We start from the raw sequence: 24,360 nt of genomic DNA, 5'->3' as shown, positions 1-24,360 counted from the left end.
TTTCCTCAAATCTTATAACCTTTTGCAAAAAAACTGTAAACCACAAAAGGGGAATAACACGTTAATTTGTAAAATCAAATTCCGGAGCACCGGATAAACCCAAACAAACCAATCATGAAAATAAACCAGAACCTGGCCATCAGTGAAAATGGGTTTCTGTTTAATCCATCAACAGGTGAATCTTTTACTGTTAATCCTATTGGCGCAGAAATTATCAAATTTTTTAAAGAAGGTTTATCTATCGAACAGATATTACTGGAGCTTACTGCCATTTATGATGTAGATAAAACCACACTTGAGAAGGACATACATGATTTCAGCAGTATATTAAATCAACACCAATTGCTTGAACAAGATGACGAAACCAAGGCTTAATATAGGTGTTACCGGGCTGAATGCAATTGACAGTCCCGGCCCAGGGATAGCTGTAATCAGAGGATTGCGCGAATCATCCAGCTTCGATGTAAGAATCATCGGGTTTGCCTATGAATCGCTTGAGCCAGGCATTTACATGCACGACCTTGTAGACTGTACTTACCAGATTCCCTATCCATCCATGGGGGCTGATGTATTGCTGAGCAGACTTGAATACATACACAGCAAAGAAAAGCTGGATGTAATTATTCCCAATTTCGATGCAGAATTATATTCTTTCATGAAACTGGAAGAAACGCTCAAAAGCATGGGGATACATATGTTTTTGCCAACATTTACCCAATTCGAAGAACGACACAAAGTCAACCTTTCGGAATTCGGAGAAAAGTATGGCATTGATGTTCCACTTGGAAAAGCCATTTACGATTCTTCAGAAATATTTGGACTACAAAAAGAGTTTGATTTCCCGCTGATGGTCAAAGGAAAATGGTATGACGCCTATGTTGCTTATAACATGGAGCAGGCACGTACCTATTTCAATAAAATCAGTGCCAAATGGGGACTTCCGGTGGTATTGCAACAATTTGTACATGGCACTGAATACAATGTAACAGGGCTTGGCGACGGAAATGGGCGGACAATAGCTGCCGTTCCTATGCGCAAACAATTTATAACCGACAAAGGCAAGGCATGGGCTGGAATCAGTATTGACGATAAAAGATTGCTGGCACTAACGGAAAAGTTTGTTGCAGAAACCAAATGGAGGGGCGCTTTTGAGCTGGAGATGATGAAATCAAACGACAACAAATACTACCTGATGGAAATTAATCCGCGCATTCCAGCCTGGGTTTATCTGGCAGTTGGAGTCGGACAAAACATTCCGGAAGCGCTCACCAATCTTGCCCTTGGCAACAATGTACCACCTTTTGAAACTTACGAGGTGGGCAAACTTTTTATACGCTACTCCTACGATATGATTGTTGATCGCAGCGAATTTGAGAAGATTTCGGTAAATGGTGAACTTTAATGAATGCTTAAAAAAACATTACAATGGAAAAGAAACGTTATGAACGCCCGCATATATTAAAACTCGAATCAGGAATGCCAGGTAAATCAGGAATGCGCAGCGATGCTCCTCCGTTTACCCACATTGAAGGTGTTGCAGTCAAAGAGCTGGCAGCTACTTATGGCTCTCCCTTATTCGTTTTGTCAGAAGATAAAATTCGCACGACTTATCGTAAAGCATACAAGTCATTCAGCACGAGATATCCAAAAGTGCAGTTTGCCTGGTCCTATAAAACCAATTATTTATCTGCTGTTTGCAATGTATTTCACCAGGAGGGTTCATGGGCCGAGGTAGTTTCATGGTTCGAATATGAAAAAGCTTTGGCCAATGGAGTTGACCCAAAGAAAATTATTTTTAACGGCCCCGGAAAATCAGCCGAAGATCTCAAAAGAGCTTCAGAAAACGGTTCACTTATTCATATTGACCACCTCGACGAGTTGTATCTTTTAATAGAGGTTGCCGGACAAATCAGCCAGAGGCCGCGAGTAGCCATCAGGGTGAATATGGATACAGGCATCTATCCGATGTGGGACAGATTCGGCTTCAACTACGAAAATGGCCAGGCCTGGGATGCGCTCAATAAAATCATGCATTCGGGCAAGCTGGAACTTATGGGCCTGCATACACATATCGGCACATTTATCATGAGTGCCAATGCATATGCTGTTGCGGCATCAAAACTTGCAGATCTGGCGCTCAACTTGCAGCAAAAGTTCAATCACAACATCAAATACATTGATATGGGAGGGGGCTTTGCATCAAAAAACACATTAAAAGGTTCATACTTGCCCGGCAGTGACACTAATCCTACTTTTGACGATTATGCAGAAGCCATTACCACTGCCCTGGTAAATACCAACTTTAAACCTGAAACATTACCCTTGCTTATTCTTGAAACCGGCAGGGCATTAATTGACGAAGCCGGCTATCTTATTTCAACGGTCATTGCCAACAAACGCTTATCAAGCGGAAGAAGAGCAACCATTATTGATGCCGGAGTCAATATCCTGTTTACATCGTTCTGGTATCAGCATCCGGTAACTCCGGCTCAGGGATTCTCACAATATCGTGAAGAAAACACCCTTTACGGCCCCTTGTGTATGAATATTGATTGTGTAAGAGAGAGCATTAATTTGCCACTTCTGAGAACCGGAGATCACCTGGTAATCCAGTATACCGGCGCTTACAATATGACCCAATGGATGCAATTTATTACTTTAAGGCCTAAAGTAGTAATGATTGACCCCAAAGGAACAACACACATTATCAGGGAGAACGAAGGCCTGACAGCCATTTCGGACTACGAAAAAATTCCTGATTATCTCAGAGATGTAAAATAATTTACTTATCCTTTTGCAGACTCGTTCAAAATATCTATTTTTATGAACTCATTTAACAGAAAAGCAAGGCTTTTTGGCTTCAGATTTGGGTATCCTTAAACAATCAGGCCAAAAAAATGTTGTTGCAGAATATCAAAAAATAAAATCAGGCGCTGGATGATACATTTTTCCGATCGGGCTATTGTCGAAGGGCTTAAACTCAATTCAGATTATATCATCAAGCATGTTTATCAGGAATTTTTTCCAACCATCAGATACCTGATAAAAAAGAATACAGGGAATGAGGAAGATGCAGAAGATATTTTTCAGGAATCATTAATTGTGATTCTTAAAAATGTTCAAAAAGACGACTTCTATCTTACGTGTTCTTTCCTGACATACCTCTATTCCATTAGCCGCAACCTATGGATGCAGCGCTTAAAGGTAAAACGCAAAGGAGGCACCAGTTTTGATCTCATTGAGAAATTCTTCAACATCCCTGAATCAGCCAATAAAGAAGCTGCCGAAAACGAACAGATGAAATACCGCATCTATCGCGAACATTTCAATGCCATGGAAAAGGACTGTCAACGTATTCTGCTGCTTTCACTTCAGAAATTTTCATCTAAAGACATAGCCGACACAATGGGCTATGGTTCAGAAAACTACGCCAAAACCAAAAAATACAATTGCAAGGAAAGGTTAAAAAAGGCTATTATGAACGATCCCAGGATGAGAGATTTTATTGAATAATTTCTGCCTTTAAACCCATTATCAGAAATCTTCATGCTCAAACACAACAGGCTGGTAAAAAATGCTATCAGCAGCATTCTGAATAGCTATTCAATGATATTTTTCTCCAAAAATCAGGTTTTTGGGGTATTGCTTCTCATTGTTTCCTTTTTTGACATCTACGCAGGACTGGCAGGCATTATTTCTGTAATTACAGCCAATCTGGCTGCCAGGTTGCTGGGGCTTAATTTCAACAACATCAACAATGGGTTCTATGGGTTTAATGCCTTGTTGGTAGGCATGGGGCTTGGCATTGCCCTGGAACCATCTGTTCCATTCTTTGCCATTTTACTTTTCATTTCACTGGCAACGCTTTTTGTCACACTGATTTTTGAAGGTGTGCTGGGCAAATACGGACTCCCCTATCTGACAATCCCCTTTTTACTTGTGATCTGGCTTTCGCAGCTTGCTATCAGAAATTATGCCGGCCTGACTCCCAGCGAGGGTGACATTTACGCACTCAATACAATGTACGGGCGGGGTGGCCAGCTAATGGTAGATATTTACCTTTGGTTTGGCGATGTTCAATGGCCACTGGTTGTCAAAACATATTTTAAATCCCTCGGCGCCATCTTCTTTCAATACCATCTGCTTGCAGGAATCCTGATTGCTGCAGGATTACTGATTTACTCAAGAATAGCATTTCTGCTTTCCATACTTGGATTTGCAGCAGCCTGGACATTTTACCTTATTATTGGCGCCAACATTCACGACCTTGATTACGGCTTTATAGGATTTAACCACATATTAACCGCAATTGCCATCGGCGGCTTTTTTATGATAGCCTCACGCTGGTCACTTTTATGGGTATTAATTCTTACACCTGTTGTTTCCATTTTTATTACCGGCTCAGCTGAACTGATGAAGCCCTACCAACTGGTCATTTATTCCCTGCCGTTTAATGTGGTTGTGCTTATGTTTTTGTATGCCATGAAATTCAGGGAGCGCATGTTACTTAAACCTGAAACTGTGATTGTACAGCATTTCACGCCCGAAAAGAACCTCTATGCCGGAATGAATGCCAGGGAAAGATTCCGTAACCAGCAATATTTTCAATTCTCGCTCCCTTTTTACGGCACATGGTATATCAGTCAGGGGCATAATGGGCAGCACACACACCGCGATGACTGGAAACACGCCTGGGACTTTGTAATTACCGATGAAAATCAACTTGAATTTAACGGCGAAGGGACACAACTCTCCGATTATTACTGCTTCAACAAGCCCATTCTGGCTCCTGCAGACGGGTGGATTGAAGAAACAATCGACATGATTGACGACAATGAACCCGGCGCATTTAATCTCGATCAAAATTGGGGTAATCTAATCATTATCAAGCACAAGGACGGACTTTATTCAAAGCTGTGCCATCTGAAAAAAGACAGCATTCAGGTTACTCGTGGCTCTTATGTTTATAAAGGACAGGTAATCGCATCCTGCGGAAATTCAGGACGTTCACCTTATCCGCATTTGCACTTTCAGTTTCAGACCACTCCTTACGTAGGCGCTAAAACACTTAAATACCCTTTTGCTCAATATGTCGTAAACAATGTTCATCACCTGCTCAGACTATCAGGAATTCCGGAGGAAAACCAATTGGTGCAGAATATCGAAGTTGAAACCTCTCTTAGCAAAGCATTTGAATTTGTGCCGGGTCAGCAGATAGAATATACCATCTCAGGCGATGAACAATCAAACGGAGAATGGACAGTGCAGACAGATATGTTTAACAACACTTATCTGCAATGCAACTCTTCAGGCTCAAAAGCCTATTACAAAAAGGAAACCAAACTATTTTACTTCACTCATTTCGAAGGCAACCGTCACACCGTATTGTATCATTTTTATCTTGCAGCTTACAAATTACCCCTGGGCTTTTATAAAGGCATGCAGGTGCAGGACATTTACCCTCCTACTATACTTAAAACAGGGCTATTGCGTCTGGTACAGGACATACTGGCCCCTTTTGTGCTTTTCCTGAAACCTTCATTCCTGCTTACTTACAAAAACCGTGAAGAAGATTTGGCCGGAAACAATTTACATATTGAATCCGGGTGTCGCCTTCACCTGGCCGGACAGCAATTAAGAGACTGGAAATACGTTATGCATATATCGGAAAACCGGTTACAATCACTCGATATTCAAACTAAAAAAATGAAGGCAACAGCAGCTTTTAAATAAAGGCAACCACATGACGTTTAAATCACTTTTCAAAATCTGCCTGATAAGCAGTTTGCTTTTGCACCTTCCTTTTACCGGAAAATGCGGTATTACCATCAATGACATTGAATCATTGACACTACGGTTATATAATGAGCAAAAATGGGACAGCTTGCTCATGGTTGGCGAAAATGCCATTGAGAATGGAGTTGACTATTTTTATCTGCGGGTAAGGGTTGGCCGTGCAGCCTTTGAAAACAAACGTTACGTAAGGGCCACAAGGCATCTAAAAAAAGCGGTGGAATTTGGAGGCTATGATGAATATGCCAGCTATCTGCTGTATAAATCATTTCAATATAGTAGTCAAACAAATGAATCCCGATTGTTACTCAGCAAAATGCCTGAGCAGCCTGCCCATGCAATGGGCCGGTCGGAGCGCATGCCGCTGCTTTACCTGGAAACAGGGCCTGCTTTCACCAATCATCCAGAGCAATATGAACTGAATAAACAAACCGACCCCGGCTTATACTCAGAAGTTTACCTGAACCGGAATTCGCAATACCTGCTGGCCGGAATTGCACAACCCATAAAGTACAGGTTTGGCATTCAGGCAGCCTTTGCCCGGTTAAATTTCAACAAAACGCGCATGGTAAATATAAACGGGCTGGACACGTTGCAAGGCAATTACAGTGTTTCAGAGTGGGAGGCGTATCTTTCGCCTTCTTTTATCATCAGCAAACATTTCAGCATAACGCCTGCTTTTAGAATCATCAATGTGAGAGTTGACAACCCGCTAACAAGTAATGACTCGCTGGTGCAGAGGCTAATTGGACCGTCAGTTGAGCTCAATTATAACGACTATGCTGCCGGAGGTGAATTCAGCTTTTCAAGCCCTTACGTTACAGTTTCGGCAGGTGCATGGTTTATACATTCAGGTGAATGGGATTTCACACAAGCATCCGGCACAGTTTTCTTAAGACCTTTCGGCAACCTCAATCTTTACACATCTACCACATTAAATATTCTTTCCTCTGACACTGACAGTGAATACATTCTCCATCAAATGATTGGCGGCAGAATATTCCGCAAATTATGGGGCGAAGCCTTTTACACGTGGGGCAATCTGGCCAACAGCGCCGAACAGAATTTACAGGTAGTTTACAACTCATTCGAAAAAGTAGAATCCCGGGCTGGCTCCCGGTTAATCCTCAACGTAAACGATTATCTGAAATTAAGTCTGAGATATCAGATTTTTTTCCGGGAAGGAACAGAATTATTTTATGGAATGGATGCTGTTCCCGGAATTTATTCTTATCATTACATTAACCAAAGTATCACAGGAGGAATCACATGGAATTTACATTAAAACTAAGAATAACAGCGATTTCTGTTTTCTTATTTCTCATTGGTTTCAGTTTATCAGCTCAGGAAAAAAGCTCACTTCCCGATGTTTTTAGTGCCAGCTACACTTACGAAGCCAATGCAGAATACGGCAAAGCTATTGAAGTCCTTAAAAAGGTGTACGATGAATCTTCGTATGAAATAAACCTGCGTTTAGGCTGGCTCACCTATCAGTCCGGCCTATTTACCGAATCCATTGCATACTATAACAAAGCCATCACCCTGATGCCCATGTCCATTGAGGCTAAGCTTGGCTATGCGCTCCCTGCTTCATCTGCCGGAAACTGGAATCAGGTAATTACACGCTATAACGAAATACTTAAACTCGACCCGAATCACTATACAACCAACTACAGATTAGGACTGATTTATTATGGCCGCAAAGATTATCAGAATGCTTTCAGGTATTTTGAGAAAATCGCCAATTTGTACCCATTTGATTATGACGCTTTAATTATGACTGCCTGGACCAATTATCAATTGGGAAAACTGCGCGAGGCTAAAATCCTGTTTGGGAAAGCCCTGCTGAACAAGCCCGGCGATAAATCGGCAACAGAAGGGATTAGTCTTATCAAATAAATTGAGTATATTTATCTTTTCTGAAAAGAAATTAAAATTCAATATATAATATTGGGAGTTAATCTGCATCACAGCTATGCAGATTGACTTCTGCCGTTTGCTATTGTCACTCTGTCTTATAAACACATTATGCTTGATCGGATCATTCACTTCAGCATTCACAACAAGCTTATCATTATCCTGTTTACATTGTCTGTTGCAGCTTTCGGACTATATTCGCTTACGCAGATACCCGTTGGAGCCGTACCGGATATCACCAACAATCAGGTTCAGGTAATTACAACTTCAGGTAATCTTTCAACACAGGATGTTGAGCAGTTTATCACCTATCCTGTTGAGCTGGAAATGGCAAATCTGCCAGGTGTAAAAGAAATAAGATCAGTTTCAAAATTCGGCCTTTCAGTTGTCACCATAGTTTTTGAAGACAAAACCGGGACATACCTTCCCCGACAGCTGATTGCTGAAAAAATAAAAAGTGCCTCGGCTAATATCCCTGAAGGCTTTGGCACTCCTGAAATGGGGCCGATAACAACCGGACTGGGCGAAATTTATCAATATATACTTGACACCAAACCTGGTTATGAAAACCGCTACAGCCCAATGGAGTTGCGCACCATACAGGATTGGGTGGTAAAGCGACAGTTATCGGGGATACCGGGAGTAGTTGAAATAAATACCTGGGGCGGCTATCTGAAACAATATGAAATTGCTTTAAATCCCGAAACACTCAATGCATTTGGGCTTAGTATTGGCGAAGTTTTTGAAGCAATCAGCAAAAACAACAGTGTAGCGGGAGGCGCCTATATTGAAAAACAGCAGGAATCCTATTTTGTGCGGGGTGAAGGATTGGTTTCATCTGTCCAGGATATCGAATCTATTGTTGTCAGAACCAAAAACGGTATTCCAATACTTATCCGCGACATAGCCGAGGTTAGATTTGGCCATGCCAACAGATTTGGAGCCATTACCGGAAACGGGCAGGGCGAAAAAGTGCTTGGGCAAATCATGATGTTGAAAAACGCCAATTCTAACAAAGTTATAACTGAAGTAAAATCGAGGGTTGCCGAATTGCAGAAGACCCTGCCGGAAGGCGTTTATATCAATCCGGTGCTCGAACGCAGTGAGCTGATTGCCAAAACAACATTTACCGTTTCAGAAAATCTGATACTGGGTTGTCTTATTGTGATTTTTGTTGTGGTACTGCTCTTAGGAAATTTCCGATCGGGCATGGTGATAGCTTCACTTATTCCGCTTTCACTGCTTTTCACCATTTCCATGATGTATATTTTTGGCATTGATGCCAACCTCATGAGCCTGGGAGCTATTGACTTCGGAATTATAATTGACGGAGCCGTTATCATCGTCGAATACATTGCCCTGCGATTAACGGTAGTCAAAGACGAGTTTTCTGCTTCACAGGGCGATAAAAGACAGATTCTGGTCGACAGTGTCACGTTTGAAGGCGCCTCAAAAATGATGAACTCTGCCATCTTCGGGCAGTTTATCATCCTGCTGGTATTTATTCCCATTCTTTCGCTCAGTGGCGTTGAAGGAAAAATGTTTCGCCCGATGGCCCTTTCGTTTAGTTTTGCACTGGTAGGTGCCATCATTTTTTGCTTAACATGGCTTCCTGTTGCAGCTTCACTCTTTCTTAAACCTGAGAAAGAAGTAAAGAAGAGCGTTTCGAAGTGGATCATGCATATTGCCTACAAGAGTTACAAACCGGTAATTGAATGGTCATATGATCATAAAAAAATCATTTTTGGCAGTGCACTCGCTTCACTGGTGCTTGTTGGCTTTCTTTATTCCCGCATGGGAGGAGAGTTTGTACCAACCCTGGATGAAGGAGATTTTGTCATTCAACCTGTTCTGAAAACCGGAACATCGTTGTCAAAAACCATTGAAATGACAACTCAAATGGAAAACATTCTGATAAAGAAATTCCCTGAGGTTGATCAAATTGTCAGTAGAATTGGGGCAGCTGAAGTCCCTACCGACCCAATGTCAATGGAAGAAAGTGACATTATCATTAAACTAAAGCCCAAAAGTGAGTGGGTTTCGGCCAAAAGCAAAGATGAGCTGGCTGATAAATTTAAAGAAGCCCTTTCGGTAATCCCGGGCATTGAATATGAGTTTACCCAACCCATTGAAATGCGCTTTAACGAGCTGATTACCGGCGTAAGAGCCGATGTGGCAGTGAAAATTTTTGGTGAAGACATGGATGTGCTGAATCAAAAAGCTTTTGAAGTAAAACGGCTTATTGAACATATTGATGGGGCAGCCGATGTGATAGTGGAAAAAACAGCCGGACTTCCGCAAATGAGTGTAAAATACCGGCGCGACAAGCTCGCCCGCTATGGAATGAATGCAGAAGATCTGAACCGAATAGTTTCTGCCGGATTTGGAGGAGCTGAGGCCGGTAGCGTTTTTGAAGGTGAAAAGCGCTTCGACATGGTTATCAGACTAAAAAAGGATTATCGCCGTGATATTGAAAACCTTGAAAATCTGCGCATCAACCTGCCCGACGGCCAACTCATTCCGCTCAGCGAACTGGCTGATATCACCTATACAACAGGCCCGGCTAAAATATCGCGCGACAACACCCACCGCCGCGTGGTTGTAAGTATAAATGTGCGTAACCGCGATATGGAATCGGTTGTGAAAGATGTTGAGCTTACCTTGAACGATAAACTGAAACTCCCACCGGGTTATTACATTTCCTATGGGGGCCAGTTTGAAAATCTGCGTACCGCCACTGCAAGGCTCAAAATTGCAGTTCCGGTGGCCTTGTTGTTGATTTTTATCTTTCTGCATTTTGCATTTGGCTCCATCAAAGAAGCCGCTATGGTGTTCACGGCCATTCCTTTGGCTACAGTAGGCGGCGTCTTGCTACTCTGGCTTCGCGGTATGCCATTCAGCATTTCGGCAGGCGTAGGGTTTATTGCACTTTTCGGAATAGCTGTTCTGAACGGAATTGTGCTGATCGAACATTTAAAAGAGCTCAAAGAACATGGTATAACTGACATGCGCGAGAGAATTATGAAAGGCACCATGCAGCGACTCAGGCCGGTTATGCTAACCGCTGCTGCTGCTGCACTCGGATTTTTGCCAATGGCCATCTCAACCTCAGCCGGAGCCGAAGTTCAGCGACCCTTAGCCACAGTAGTCATTGGCGGGCTTATTACCTCAACCATGCTTACCATGCTGGCATTGCCATTGCTTTACGCCGTCTTTGACACAGTTACCGGCATTCAGCTATGGCCATTCAAACTCAAACGCAGCATCCCGGTTTTGCTATTGTTGCTTTTGCCTGCAATGGCTTCGATGGCTCAGAATAAAACCTTAAGCCCTGAACAGGCCGTTGCTGTCGCATTGCAAAACAATCAATCGTTGAAAGCCGATAGCTTAAGAACCGAGCAAAGCAAAGCTTCACTGCCTGCATTTTCCGGACTTGGAAAAACCGGATTTTACTATGGTTTTGACCAAAATAATATAGCTGAAAATAACAAACCGCTTTATATCATTGGTGCCGAACAATTTTTCAGCTTCCCGGGGCTGCTCATGGCGCAGCGTAAAACAGGCAAAGCCGAAATAAATGCTTCTGAAAATGCCTATTATCTGAAGATACAGGTGCTGACCAAAAATGTGCTGCAGTCCTATTACAATCTGCTCTATCTGAAAAACGTTCAGCAGCGCTTTCGCCATGTCGACAGCATTTATTCCGGTTTTTCGAAAGCAGCCGGCCAGCGTTATGAACGAGGTGAGACTTCCTACCTTGAAATGCTGAATGCACAGTCGAAGCATGAACAAATCCGCATGCGCAAAAGGCAATCGGAGCAAGAAACGGCCAAAGCGCTCATTGAGCTGAAGAAGCTATTACAAACTAACGAAGCAATAGATATAGTGCCTGCTGAGTTACAAATGCTCGCCGTAATTGAAAAAGAAACCGGGCAAAACCCCCTCAATGCACTTTACGCTTCTTACACAAAATTGCAACAAAGCAGGTTAAAAGTTGAACGCGCCAGCAGAATGCCTGAGTTTACGCTTTCGTGGTTCAACGGGACCAACTCATATGCAGGAGCAAAAAATTATTACGGGTATCAGGCAGGAATAGCATTGCCCCTCTTTTTCGGAGGGCAAAATGCAAGAATTAAATCGGCCCGTCTTGGTGTTGAAGTTGCGCAAGCCGAAGAAAACAACCTGCGCATAGAACTTGAAGCCCGAAAAACGTCCCTGCAAAGCGAACTTGGCCAATATTATGAAGCCATTGATTACTATAACAAAAACGGAAAAAGCCTGGCATCAGAAATATACCGCACTGCTCAACAAAGTTACCAGCAAGGCGATGCTGATTTCTTCCAGTTTATTCAAAGTCTCGAAACTGCCAATGAGATTGAAATTAATTATCTGTACAATCTGTCTGAATACAATCGTGTAGTTTTAGAATTAAACTATTTAACCTTCAATTGATTGCACCATGAATAAGAAATATTTTACTATCCTTTTGCTTATCGTGGGACTTATCACGGGTTCCTGCGGTTCAAAAAAAGCAACCACCGAAGAATCCGAACCCAATGCAGGCGAACAAATAATCATTACCCGTACACAGTTTGAGTCGGCCCAAATGCAGCTCGGCAAGCCAGAGCCTGTCATTTTTCAGCACACCATAAAAGCAAATGGCATTGTAACAGCTTCACCATCGGGAATGGCCCAAATCAGCAGCCTGATTTCAGGAAAAATAAAGCGGATTGCTGTGAATACAGGCGATAAAGTTGTGAAGGGACAATTATTGTGTACAATTGAAAGCACTGAACTTATTCAACTTCAGCAGGATTTTGCTGAAGCTTCGGGCAAATTAAAGGCGGTTTTAGCTGAATATGAAAGACAAAAATCACTTGCCGGTGAGAATATTGCCTCTCAAAAAACCTTTCTGAATGCCGAAGGAGAATACAAAAGTCTTTCAGCAAGATGCGAAGGACTCCGCACCAAACTTCAGTTGCTGGGACTGAATACTGAAAAATTATCACAAGGCTTTATCACCTCTGAGTTAAGTCTTTTTGCACCTATCAGCGGATTTGTAGCATCGTTGGAGGCTGAAACCGGTTCATTTGCCGAACCGCAACGTATACTCATGGAAATAACTGACCTGAATCAATTGCAGCTCAAGCTTGCTGTATTTGAAAAAGATATATCTCATCTGAATCCGGGACAAGAGATAAAGTATTTTAATCCGGGCACCCCCGAGCAGGTGTATAAAGGAACATTAACTTCATACAGTCGCACCATCGACCCTGAGACCAAAGCTTTAACAGTTATTGGCAGCATTCAGGCTGCTGATAAAGCCCAGCTGGTAAGCGGCATGTACCTCGAGGCTGAAATTATAACCGGAGAACGCATGGTGATGGCTCTGCCCGATGAAGCTATTCTTAAATCGGGAGACACCAAACTCGTATTGGTGCAAAAATCGGGCAATGAAAATGAAATGACTTTTATCCGGAAAGAAATAAAAACCGGTGTCAGCAGCAATGGTTTTACCGAATTGATAAATGCAGAAGGTCTTGATCAGGTTCTGATTAAGGGCGGATTTAATCTGGTGATTGAATAACCTGCCAATTAAACAAAACAAACAGGAAAAATCACCTGCCAACCCTCTATTTTGCTACGATAAACCGGCCGGAATAATTGGCATTCAGTTGTGTGTAATAATACACGCCGGCCGGAAAATCTTCCAGAGGAATCATGATTGAATCGAAGTCTGGTCCCAGTTTGAACGATTTCACCATCAGCCCTGAAGCATTAAATATTTGCATGATGCTTTCCTGACCGGAAACCGGCTTATATGCCAGATTAATAAAATTACCGGCCGGATTCGGATAGGGCAACTTATGACTATCAGTTATTTCAGAAGGCTTTGCCCTGGTTATTAATGTACCTGGCAATGCATAAAACCGTGTATCAACCTGATATGGATATGACGAATAATCATAAATCCAGACAATGTACTTCCAGGCATTTTCAATATAATCGACCATAACAGAACTGGCTCCGGGAATAGTAACAAGAATTTCACCATTTTCATTCACCACCCGGTTTTCGTATATATAGCTACTTCCCGAATTATAATAACTTGTATAAGAAACCTCAATCAATGCATCCGTATTAAACAATCCATCTGAAACATACTGCATGCTGTTGAGGGTATATCCGGCCTGTAATGGCAAACTAAACGATTTGTATAAAGAATGATCGGCATGATACAAGCGGCAGAGTTTAGCCGGAGCGTCAAGAATGGCATACTTATCATCCTGAAATTCAAGATGGGCGATGGTTCCAAAGTTATTGTATGAATGCTCAAGTGTCAGCTGCGCACTGGCATGAAGGGCGATGGCAAAAAACAAAGCCAAAAAGAGTGGTTTCATAAAATTACAGTCAGGTATGCTGCAAATGTATACATGTATAAGCCAAAATCCAACACCCTGCCCCTATGGCAAACAGAAATTAGTCATCTCTTGTAAATGGCACAAACCTGACCGGCATAAGATATTTCTTCACAGGTTTTCCGTTTATTTTAGTCACCTTTGCCAATGTTTGCACCTTTCCGGGACTCCCTAAAGGAATTATCATAACACCCCTCTCCTTTAACTGCTGAAACAAAGGCAGAGGAACGTCTTCAGCGGCAGCAGTCACCAAAATAGCATCGTAAGGACTATGCTCTTTCCAGCCCCTGAATCCATCACCAATTTTGACAAAAACATTGGAGTAGCCTAATCTGCTCAACAATGCTTCAGCCTGTTTGCCGAGGGGCTCAATAATTTCAATGGAAAATACGCTATCAACAATTTCGGCCAGTATGGCTGCCTGATAGCCTGAGCCGGTTCCAATCTCCAAAACTTTCATACCAGCTTCCGGACGGATAGTTTCCGTCATAAATGCCACCATATATGGTTGCGAAATGGTTTGATCAAACCCAATAGGCAAAGGCATATCACGATAAGCAAGAGGTCTTACATCCATCGGAACAAATAAGTGCCTGGGAACTTTTCGCATTGCTTCAAGTGTAGCCTTATTCCTTACCCCTCTCTCCTCAATCTGGTATTTAACCATATTTTCACGGGCATTCACAAAGTCATCCTGTGCAAACGACGGAAGCATAAAAGTCAAAATTAAACCCACAAGCAAAATACAACCTGTACCGGAAACTAAGCATTTTCCGGCAAAACTGCCATTAGCTTTCATTACCCAAAGATAAGAAATTCCGGGCAATTAATCAACTTATACTATTGATTTTCAACTACTATGACGAAGAACAGCAACAAGATTTTTTACACTTTCTTCAGGCGAAAGAGGCTTATACCCAAACCGCTGATTAAACTTATTGCTGTTGAAAAAATAATCTCGGTTGTATTGGTATGTCATTTCCTTCAGTTCTTTGAGAATAGGAATAAAAAGCCCCAGCAGGGTCAGCATTCCGTCGGGCAGGGCGCTCAGTTTTGCTTTGGCATTCATTTCACGGGCGAACAAACCGACCCAGTCTTTGCCGGTTAACAGAGCGTCAGAAGTGGGTAAATGCCATACTTCGCCATAAGCATCGGGTGTATTTCCAAGCATAGCAGTGCCTTTGGCAGCATCCGTTGTATTGGTAAAACTATGAATCTTATCGGTGCGCGAAAACCAATTGGCTTTTTTACCCTTATTCAGGTTTTTATAAACTGACTCAACAAGAAAGCTGTTGGCCGGACCAATAAAATCGGCCGAACGGGCAATAAGAGCCGTGAGATTTCCGCTTTTGATCTCTTCCATCAACATGGCCGCTATGAGCGACCTCACTTCTCCTTTTTTGCTGACGGGCCGTATGGGGGTTTCTTCCGTCATATTGCCCATATATTCAGGGTCATACATATACACATTGTCAAAAAAAACAAGTTTTGCGCCGTATTTCTTACAGCTTTCAATGACATTATGCATGATCAGCGGCCATTGCTGCCTCCAAATTTTAAAATTATACGCAAGCCCAACTGTAAGATACACAATATCTGAACCTTCCACTGCTTTATCAACCTGAAGAGGAAGTGTAAGATCGGCTGCCATCAGTTGATCTCCTTTATTTACAGCCTTGGGGTTACGGCTTACCAGTCTGATTTCATTTGTATAGGCAGTTAATCCGGCAGCAAGTTCTTTGCCGATAACGCCATTGGCACCTAGAATTGTTTGCATATGTAATGTTTTTTAGAACAGGTATTTACAAAGTTAACACTGTTTAGCCCTGAAATAACCTTTTGCCAGCAAAATCAACTAGCCCTTATTAAAAACAATGGGAATCAATAGTTTAATACTGAAGTTTCTGCCCATATTAAACACCCCTGTCCGTCCGGTAAGATTATTGACAGCAGCATATTTCAGGCGGCTCAAATGACTCTGATAAGCAACATCGGTAAGATTTTCAACACTTACATGCAACGAGAGCAGGACTTTATTTTTTCGCACAATTTCAGTTCCGGCGCCTGCGCTCATTAACTGATAACCCGGCGTTGAGGTCTCGGTATTGAAAGCGGCATAAAATTTATCCTGTCTGAAATAATGGCTTAATCCTACCCTTAAATACCCATTGGCAAGTGTTTTTCCTATTTTCTTTTTCGTAGCTTTTACTTCAGATGTTAATTTCGGGGCAGGTGTAAAGGGCATATACTGTGCAGAATCAGACATATTTTGCTGCTTTGACACCACATATGAAAATGTATTCTCAATATGCAGCCAATCGAGTGGATGAGGGTGAATATCAAGTGAAACCTCGACACCTGAAACGCTGGCATTGCCCGATGCATATTTGAAGGTGGCAAAACCATCCGTAAGAGAATCACCCCCTTGTGCATTTTCCAGCTTACTCAGAAAGATGTAATGGCTGATTACGCTGGTAAAAACATCAGCTTCAGCAGAAATATGGGTGGAATTTAAGCCTAAAGCATAATCAAACTGTAAGCTGTTCTCTGCCTTGAGCTTTGGAGAGCCTATCAAAAAGCTGATGGTTCCCTCATGCACGCCATTGGCTGAAATTTCAGCAATATTGGGAGCACGAAAACCTCTTGAAACATTTACTTTGGTAAACACTTTCTCTGAAAACTGATAGGTTGCGCCAAGGCTACCTGACCATCCGGTGAAGGTTTCACTGAATGCATCGAACTGGTGAATGGCTCCCGGCTCATTTCCTTCAAGCTTAACACCTGATTGGCTCAGAAACAAATCCTCCCCCTTTTCAAATCGTGTATCATAACGCAGCCCACCACTGATGTCAAGCCTATCGACATTCTTTCTTACAACCACAAAGAATCCGGCATCAAACAAACTGTATGCAGGAATTAAAAATTCAGTTCCCTTGTTCTTTGACGATTGCTGCATGCCATTCACACCAAATGAAATGTTCAGATTTCTTTTTTCCGGAAGCGTACAGCGTATATCGTAATTGAAAGTATTCAGCAGAAAGTAAAGACCGAAATTATCAGGGGTAAGTATTTCGGCAAATTCTTTTCGCTGATTCTGCTGAAAGCCCAATGTTGTTTTAAGGTTCGCATCGCCCATTATCACACTGCTGTTTAAAACGGCCTTGTAATGATGAATTTCCTGATAAGGAACCAATGGATGGTAGGATTTAAAATCGGAATTGCCGGCAATTATTTCATCAGTTGTCCATTCATCTATTGCAACCGGCCTGGTAAATTGCCCGGTTGCACTGTCGCGCTCCCCTTCAACAATGCCCGGCGTAAGGTTATAAGCACTCACAAGCAGATGAGCATAGCCCCAGGCTTTGTTTAAACCCAATGTTCCACCTAAACTATGCTCTCTGAATCCTGAATTCAGCACATAACCATCATATTTATTCTGATAGGAATGAGCTATTTTATGACTATACCTGATATCCCATATAAATCCTTTGCGATTCCCTTTAAAATTTCCCGAATACCCCAACAATCCATTATTGGTCTGATAGTTAGCCAAAATACTCCCTTCAATATTTCCTTCAGGCAATGTAGGAGCCGATATCAGATTGATGACACCAGCCATTGCATCAGAGCCAAAAGCCAGACTGGCCGGCCCCTTTAAAACTTCAACTCTGTTCACTGAATACTCATCTACTTCAATACCGTGTTCGTCGCCCCATTGCTGCCCTTCCTGCCTGATACCATCATGCACGGTTACTACGCGGTTGTAGCCCAGCCCACGGATGACCGGTTTTGAAATTCCTGAGCCTGTGGTAACCTGAGAAACTCCGGGTAACTTTGCCAGGGCATCAATGATGTTTGTTGAAACGTTTTGTAAAAGCTGAACAGGCGAAATGCCAGCCATTGGAGCAGGTGTCCGGTTTTTGAGCGCTGCTTTTGACAAGCCGGTAACCACAACTTCGTTAAGCTCAACAACAGAAACTTCAAGTTCAAAATCTCTGACAGCGGTTGTGGAAAGATCAACCACTTCTGCCAGCATTTTATAACCAACAAAAGTCACCTGTACCAACACCCGTGATGAAGGCAAATGTGCTATACTGTACAAACCGTTCTGGTTAGTTACTGTTCCGGCCTTCAGATCAGGAAAATAAATACTGACACCCGGCAGTAATTCACCGGTAATTTTATCAACGACCTTGCCTGACAAGGAATTTGAAGCTGTCACATAATGTTCAGCCGATAGCGTGCCTGAAATAAACAATATTATTCCAAACATCAATAAAAATGTTTTTTTCACTTTATTTCGAAATGAGATTTACAAATAATAGAACACAAACGCCAGTATGCGTTTTAAACAATATTTGTAAAAACCGGAGGGGCTCGTAATAAAAATGAATACCGGGAAAGATCGGAAAAATGGGAATGAACAGCCGGACAGATAAAATAAACTGCTATTTCGTTCTTTTCGAAAACAACTTTTGAATCTCTGGCTTGAAAAACTGAAAATTCGAAATTACAAACTGCACATTTTTCATGCGTTTCATGAATAATTTTGCCATCAGTTTGTGAGTAAATGAAGGACTCATGGTGATGCCCGGCCTTAATAAAAGCGGGCAATAATAAAATGAAAGCCATCCATAATGAAAGAGCACTTCTGATTTTTGCGGATTTCATGAATAGCTTCAATGTTAAACTTTGATATTTTACAGGAGCCTGCGTTTGTGGCTGCAGCTTATTAACAACAACATTTCATAAATGTTGTATATAAAACAAGCGGAGCGAAAAAAAATCCGCTCCGCTTGTTTTATCACATCACAACGGCTCTTTATTTCAATGCCTTTAAAGCTTCGGTAGCTGCATTCAGTGTTGGTTCAATAGAAATTTCGCGGCCAACAGCTCCTTTCATCCATAATTGAGGAATAAGCCTTCCCTGGGTATACATACGGTCAAATTCAGCTGCAAGAGGTTTGCCTTTCACCTGCTGTTCAACCTGAAACTCAATCAGGTGTCCCATCGGGTAGTTAGACAGATACAGCGGATTATCAATCATATGAGAATAAATGGCCAGAATGGGTTCGTCATTGCCGCCCATAATGCCGGCATAATATTTATTCCATACTTCTTTGGCGGCGGTTATAACAGCTTCTTTCAGCTGCGCCGGAGAGGCTTCAGGATTTTCGTACATCCACTTCCAGACTTTCATATCAACCAGCGACACACCCATAATCTCGTAACATGACCAGAAGTTATCAAGAGCCATCATGTAATCCTTATTCGGATCGGCGTTGGGCATTCCCAGCAGTTCAAGATCACGTTTCTGAAAAAGAAATGCGACAGCCTCGGTAAACGAAGTATTCGGAACACCCTGCAGCATAAAATAGTCCACATCGTTCATAGTAGTCGTTTGTTCAACATTGTGTCCGAACTCATGCACTGCAATATTATATCCTTTATAATCCATTCCCTTTTCACCAATGCGTGTACGCAGATGCGCCACATCATTGCGCATTTCGGCGCCCCATGCATGACCTGAACCACGTGCAGGATCTACAGTAATAAGCGATGAAATTTTTGCTGCCTTCTCCTTACTCCACCCAAGTTTTACAAGAATGTTAGGCATATCGGCTTCAAATGCTTTGGGATTGGGATATTTTTTTGAAGTCATGGCTGTAAGCTGCTCTTCAGGAACACCTCCGCGCGATTTAAAACCATTGTACCAGATATCAAATGGTTCGAGCGGGCGACCCAGTTGCTGACTGATATAGGCCGCCACCTCTTTTACCTGTGGCGATGAAACAAACTCAGTAAACAAACGTTCCACATCTTCCTGGGGAATTTCCATTCCACCTTCAAAAGCGCGGCTGATGTATGTGGGGAAGTTGGGGCTATAAGCATCAATGGCTTTCATCACATGAAAATTATCAAGCAAAACCGCATAACGTTTATCAGGCTCTGGGGTTGAAGTCTGTTCTTTCCCATCTTTAAATATCTTGTTGTCCAATGGATTCCAGGCATACTCCTCTTTATTGATAACCTGTTGAGGAATACTCTGGTCAATAATATGTTTCATAACAGCATAAATCATCCGCTGTTTCTCAATTCCATTTTCTCCGGTATAATTTGACTTCAGTTCATCGCGCAATCCCCAGTGGGTAATAAGTTTCATGTCAGCAGGGAACAGAAATTTTCCTTCTGCGTTCTGAAGTTTCCCCATATAAATGTTATAATCAGAAATATAGGCATCAGCTTCGGTAAGTGTTTGCGAGGCTTTCAGGATTATATCGGCCGGCACACGGGAGGTAAAGCGGTCGCCCATACGGGCATAAGCCCATTCTTTGCGGCTCCATTTTTCGCCAAGCTCAGTTTTTTCCTTAAGCGAATAAAAAGGAAAGTTAAGCGCTGTGATAAAGGCAATTTTGTTATTAAAGAAATCATCATCCAGGTGTGCTGAGGCATCATAACTTCCAAACATCATATCAACCGGCTCAATTTCGGGGCCGGTTAGCTGTATCGGCTCTTTTAGCAGTACATCCATTTTATGAAAATAGCCCCTGAAAATTTCAAAATTCCGCTCAAGTTTTTTGAAAAGTGTTTCTTGCGCAGCATCAGTGGCTGCAAAATTCTCTTTACAAAACTTTTCGAAATCAACAGCGGTTCCATCGCTTTCGCGCCATAAGGCTGCCACCTGTTTTACGCCTCTTTCGATGCGAAATTTCGCCGATTCGCCCAACGAATCAGTCAGGGCTTTTGTAACTTTTTCCACAGTTGGTTGTTCAATAAATGTTTTTACAGTTTCAGTTCCGGTGGCTGAAGGTTGTTTTTTCCCACAGCCAACCACGGCCAGCAATGCTGCCACTGCCATGAAAATGATTGTTTTACGCATGTTGATATGAGTTAAGTACAGGTGCAAATGTATGAAAATGCTTCAAAGCCAAAGCAAATAAAACTATTTAATATTTGACCAGGCAAGCATGTTGTGAAAACAAACACAGGTGAACGTACGGCCTGTTACAGACACAGTTTAATTTCGAAGCCATAAGGCAGGACTTAACGAAAAAAGCATGATTAGCGCTAAAAACACAAACATCATGAACTTCAAAATTATACGATAAGACATTAAACATATAAACTTCCCTATCTTTGCAATTTCAATGAAAAATCAAGACATGTTCCGCGACGAAACCGGCTTCCGCCCAACCCAGAAAATATTTACCGACGTTCCACCCAAATACGACATTCTTAACCGCATTCTTACGTTGAATATGGACGAAGGCTGGCGTCGGAAAACAGCTGCCAAAGTGCTTGAAAATAAACCCGGGCGTGTGCTTGACCTTTGCTGTGGAACCGCTGACCTTACCATGCATATTGCCAAAAACGCGCCTGCTTCCACTGACTTGTATGGCCTTGATTTCAGTCACACCATGCTCGAGCGGGCTAAAGAAAAAGTGGCTGTTTTTGGTGAAGGCCGGGTGAAACTGATTCAGGGTGATGCCGGAAACATGCCCTTTGAGGATAATTTTTTTGACGCAATCGGCATCTCGTTTGGCTTTCGCAATCTTACTTTTGAAAACCCTGACGCTCAGCTTCATATCAGTGAAATTTTCAGGGTTTTAAAGCCAGGCGGGCGTTTCGTTATTGTTGAAACCAGTCAGCCATCCAGCAAACTTATCCGCTGGGGCTACCATCAGTACATGAAATATATTACAGCGCCTGTTGGCGGACTCATTTCGGGCAACCGGCCGGCATATGATTACCTTGCCTACTCGGGCAACAACTACTGGTCAATACCTGAGTTATCGGAAATACTGATGAAGGCAGGATTTGGCTCGGTCAAAGGTTATCCTTTGCTGATGGGAGCGTCTGCCATTGTAGTTGCTGAAAAATAAGCAGCCGGGGACCAATCCCTTCGCATCATTGTATCAAAAAAAATCAGCATAATTTACAGAATAGAAAACCGGCCGGCATCTCAGGATGCCGGCCGGTTCATATTATCATTCCACAGGTTAGCCTGTTGCCTTATCTGGCAAGCATACTTTTTACCTGGCTATAAACATTCTGGCCGGTAAACCCGAATTCCTTATCCAGCACTTTAGCAGGAGCTGAATAACCAAAATGATCGAGCCCCCATACCTTACCCCTGGAACCTACCAGCCCTGCCAAAGTAACAGGTAAACCGGCTGTAAGACCGAACACAGGAACATCAGCAGGAATAATGCTGCGCTGATAAGCATCAGACTGTTGACGGAAAAGCCCTTCAGAAATCACAGAAACCACTCTTACCCTGAGCTGGCTATCTGCCTTGAGCAGCTCAGCCCCTTCAATAAGGGTTGCAACTTCTGAACCACTGGCAACCAGTACTACATCGGGTTGTCCGGAACCATCTGATACAATGTAAGCTCCTTTTTCAGCCTGCAGCGCTGATTTGTATTTAGACAATTCAGAAGCCACAGGCAAATCCTTGATATTCTGACGAGAAAAAATAAGAGCTGTAGGTGTATCGGTATTTTCCATTGCCATTTTCCATGCCACAGTTGTTTCGGCGGCATCGGCCGGACGAAGAGCCAGCAAACTCATTTTTCCATGATGATTTTTAAGCTGCTCAAGCAATCTAATCTGGGCTTCCTGTTCTATCGGTTGATGTGTTGGCCCGTCTTCGCCAACCCGGAAGGCATCGTGCGACCAGATATATTTTACCGGCAGGCCCATGAGTGCCGACAGACGCACAGCGGGCTTCATATAGTCGCTGAATACGAAGAAAGTAGCACATGCCGCCCATACACCGCCATGCAGCGCAATACCGTTACAGATAGCCGCCATGGTAAGTTCGCTGACACCGGCCTGTAAAAAGGCTCCACTAAAATCACCTCTTACAAAAGGTTTGGTATATTTAAGAAAACCATCGGTTTTATCGCTATTGGAAAGGTCGGCCGAAGAAACAATCATGTTTTCGACATGCTGTGCCAGATAAGATAAAACGGCTGAAGAAGCAGCTCTTGAAGCCACATTTTCTTTTTGGACAATCGATTCAAAATCAAGCGACGGAAGCGCTCCTGACAGAAAAGAGGCCAGCTTGGCGGCCAGCTGAGGATTTTGTTTTTCCCACTCCTGCTGAAGGCCTTTGCGCACGGCAGCCTCCTTTATCTTTGATTCGCGTGCCTGACGATACAATTCGCTTACCTCGGGGAAAACAACAAACGGGTCGGCCGGATTGCCACCCAGATTTTCAATCGTTTTTTCAAACGAAGCTCCTGATTCGCCCAAAGGCATACCATGTGTGGCACAATTACGCTCAAAGCTACTGTTATCGGCTTTAACAGCGCCTTTACCCATAACGGTTTTGCCAATAATCAGGCTTGGCTTTTCCTTTTCATTCACAGCTTTCGACAATGCACCACGGATTTCATCAGCATTATTTCCATCAATGGTCATTACATTCCAGCCCCAGGCTTCATATTTCAGGGCTGTATTTTCGCAGGTAACCGCACCCGTTTCGGTTGAAAGCTGAATATCATTGGAGTCGAAAAACATAATGAGGTTATTCAGCCCCAGATATCCGGCAATACGGCCAGCCGACTGAGAAATTTCTTCCTGAACACCACCATCCGAAATATAGGCATACGTCTTGTGCGACATCCACTCACCAAAGCGTGCACACAGAAAACGCTCAGCAATGGCAGCTCCCACTGCCATGGTATGTCCCTGACCCAATGGGCCGGAAGTATTTTCAACACCCCTCAGTTTATCCACTTCAGGATGACCGGGTGTACAGCTGCCCCATTGCCTGAAGTTCTTTAAATCGTCAATGGAGTAGGTTCCTGAAAGAGAAAGAACGGCATAAAGCATCGGTGACATATGACCCGGATCGAGGAAAAAACGATCGCGCATATGCCAACCCATATCTGATGGATCGTACCGCAGAAATTCAGAATAAAGAATGTTGATAAAATCAGCGCCACCCATGGCACCGCCCGGATGGCCCGACTTTGCTTTCTCAACCATCGCTGCGGCCAGAATACGAATGTTATCGGCTGCAGTATTGGTAATTGCGTTTTCCATAAAATTATTCGTTGTGTTGTATTTGAAGATGTATTTATTCTCAGTAAACGGGTGTCTGTATCTGAATTCAGGACCTTTCCGCCTATTCACATACATCCATATGTAATGATAAATTACACAAATTCATCATTTACAACATGATACACCATTACAATGCTTTTTTACTTCTGATTTGCAA

At 42.7% G+C, this 24,360-nt stretch carries 16 protein-coding genes; 10 read left to right on the top strand and 6 right to left on the bottom strand.

Annotation, left to right across the window (positions count from 1 at the left end):
* The first annotated feature begins 114 nt into the window (after positions 1 to 114).
* The 9 genes from H6541_11305 (at position 115) to H6541_11265 (ending at position 13,297) form a co-directional block, all read left to right on the top strand.
* On the top strand, positions 115 to 375 hold the full coding sequence (locus H6541_11305; GenBank protein ID MCB9016374.1) for a PqqD family protein: 261 nt from the start codon (positions 115 to 117) through the stop codon (positions 373 to 375).
* A complete protein-coding gene (locus H6541_11300) occupies positions 356 to 1,402 on the top strand; it encodes an ATP-grasp domain-containing protein (GenBank protein MCB9016373.1) in 1,047 nt (348 codons plus the stop codon). Before H6541_11305 ends, H6541_11300 begins: the two co-directional genes overlap by 20 nt.
* 23 nt (positions 1,403 to 1,425) lie before the next feature.
* Positions 1,426 to 2,781 carry an alanine racemase gene (locus tag H6541_11295; protein MCB9016372.1) on the top strand — a complete coding sequence of 452 codons (1,356 nt, stop codon included), beginning with the start codon at positions 1,426 to 1,428 and terminating at the stop codon, positions 2,779 to 2,781.
* 156 nt (positions 2,782 to 2,937) lie between these two features.
* Positions 2,938 to 3,513 carry a sigma-70 family RNA polymerase sigma factor gene (locus H6541_11290; protein MCB9016371.1) on the top strand — a complete coding sequence of 192 codons (576 nt, stop codon included), beginning with the start codon at positions 2,938 to 2,940 and terminating at the stop codon, positions 3,511 to 3,513.
* Between the two features lie 33 nt (positions 3,514 to 3,546).
* The gene (locus H6541_11285; protein MCB9016370.1) at positions 3,547 to 5,733 is read left to right on the top strand and encodes an urea transporter; all 2,187 of its coding nucleotides are present in this window, start codon (positions 3,547 to 3,549) and stop codon (positions 5,731 to 5,733) included.
* Between the two features lie 10 nt (positions 5,734 to 5,743).
* Positions 5,744 to 7,078 carry a hypothetical protein gene (locus H6541_11280; GenBank protein MCB9016369.1) on the top strand — a complete coding sequence of 445 codons (1,335 nt, stop codon included), beginning with the start codon at positions 5,744 to 5,746 and terminating at the stop codon, positions 7,076 to 7,078.
* Positions 7,063 to 7,692 (top strand): tetratricopeptide repeat protein, encoded by a 630-nt coding sequence (locus H6541_11275; protein ID MCB9016368.1) that lies wholly within the window; start codon positions 7,063 to 7,065, stop codon positions 7,690 to 7,692. Before H6541_11280 ends, H6541_11275 begins: the two co-directional genes overlap by 16 nt.
* 129 nt (positions 7,693 to 7,821) lie before the next feature.
* On the top strand, positions 7,822 to 12,162 hold the full coding sequence (locus H6541_11270; protein MCB9016367.1) for a CusA/CzcA family heavy metal efflux RND transporter: 4,341 nt from the start codon (positions 7,822 to 7,824) through the stop codon (positions 12,160 to 12,162).
* 7 nt (positions 12,163 to 12,169) lie between these two features.
* Entirely contained in the window at positions 12,170 to 13,297 is a 1,128-nt protein-coding gene (locus tag H6541_11265) for an efflux RND transporter periplasmic adaptor subunit (protein ID MCB9016366.1), read from the top strand.
* A gap of 46 nt (positions 13,298 to 13,343) precedes the next feature.
* Here H6541_11265 and H6541_11260 read toward each other — a convergent pair whose 3' ends face one another.
* The 5 genes from H6541_11260 to H6541_11240 all read right to left on the bottom strand — a co-directional run bounded on the left by H6541_11260 (position 13,344) and on the right by H6541_11240 (position 21,009).
* Positions 13,344 to 14,111 carry a T9SS type A sorting domain-containing protein gene (locus H6541_11260; protein ID MCB9016365.1) on the bottom strand — a complete coding sequence of 256 codons (768 nt, stop codon included), beginning with the start codon at positions 14,109 to 14,111 and terminating at the stop codon, positions 13,344 to 13,346.
* 79 nt (positions 14,112 to 14,190) lie between these two features.
* Entirely contained in the window at positions 14,191 to 14,844 is a 654-nt protein-coding gene (locus tag H6541_11255; protein ID MCB9016364.1) for a protein-L-isoaspartate(D-aspartate) O-methyltransferase, read from the bottom strand.
* A gap of 135 nt (positions 14,845 to 14,979) precedes the next feature.
* A complete protein-coding gene (locus tag H6541_11250) occupies positions 14,980 to 15,906 on the bottom strand; it encodes an NAD-dependent epimerase/dehydratase family protein (protein MCB9016363.1) in 927 nt (308 codons plus the stop codon).
* Between the two features lie 78 nt (positions 15,907 to 15,984).
* Positions 15,985 to 18,402, bottom strand: coding sequence for a TonB-dependent receptor (locus H6541_11245; GenBank protein MCB9016362.1), 2,418 nt, complete (start codon positions 18,400 to 18,402; stop codon positions 15,985 to 15,987).
* 549 nt (positions 18,403 to 18,951) lie between these two features.
* Positions 18,952 to 21,009 carry a hypothetical protein gene (locus tag H6541_11240; GenBank protein ID MCB9016361.1) on the bottom strand — a complete coding sequence of 686 codons (2,058 nt, stop codon included), beginning with the start codon at positions 21,007 to 21,009 and terminating at the stop codon, positions 18,952 to 18,954.
* A 268-nt stretch (positions 21,010 to 21,277) separates the two neighbouring features.
* On the opposite strand from H6541_11240, the gene H6541_11235 reads away from it, so the two are divergent.
* On the top strand, positions 21,278 to 22,012 hold the full coding sequence (locus H6541_11235) for a ubiquinone/menaquinone biosynthesis methyltransferase (protein ID MCB9016360.1): 735 nt from the start codon (positions 21,278 to 21,280) through the stop codon (positions 22,010 to 22,012).
* Positions 22,013 to 22,142: 130 nt separating this feature from the next.
* Here the strand turns inward: H6541_11235 and H6541_11230 are convergent, their stop codons facing one another.
* Positions 22,143 to 24,182: a transketolase gene (locus tag H6541_11230; GenBank protein MCB9016359.1), complete on the bottom strand. Its 2,040-nt coding sequence runs from the start codon at positions 24,180 to 24,182 to the stop codon at positions 22,143 to 22,145.
* Positions 24,183 to 24,360 lie beyond the last annotated feature (178 nt).

This window comes from Lentimicrobiaceae bacterium, from assembly GCA_020636745.1.
GTDB lineage: Bacteria > Bacteroidota > Bacteroidia > Bacteroidales > Lentimicrobiaceae > Lentimicrobium.
Note: the sequence above shows the minus strand (reverse complement) of the source record. Positions and strands in the feature narration are given on the sequence as shown.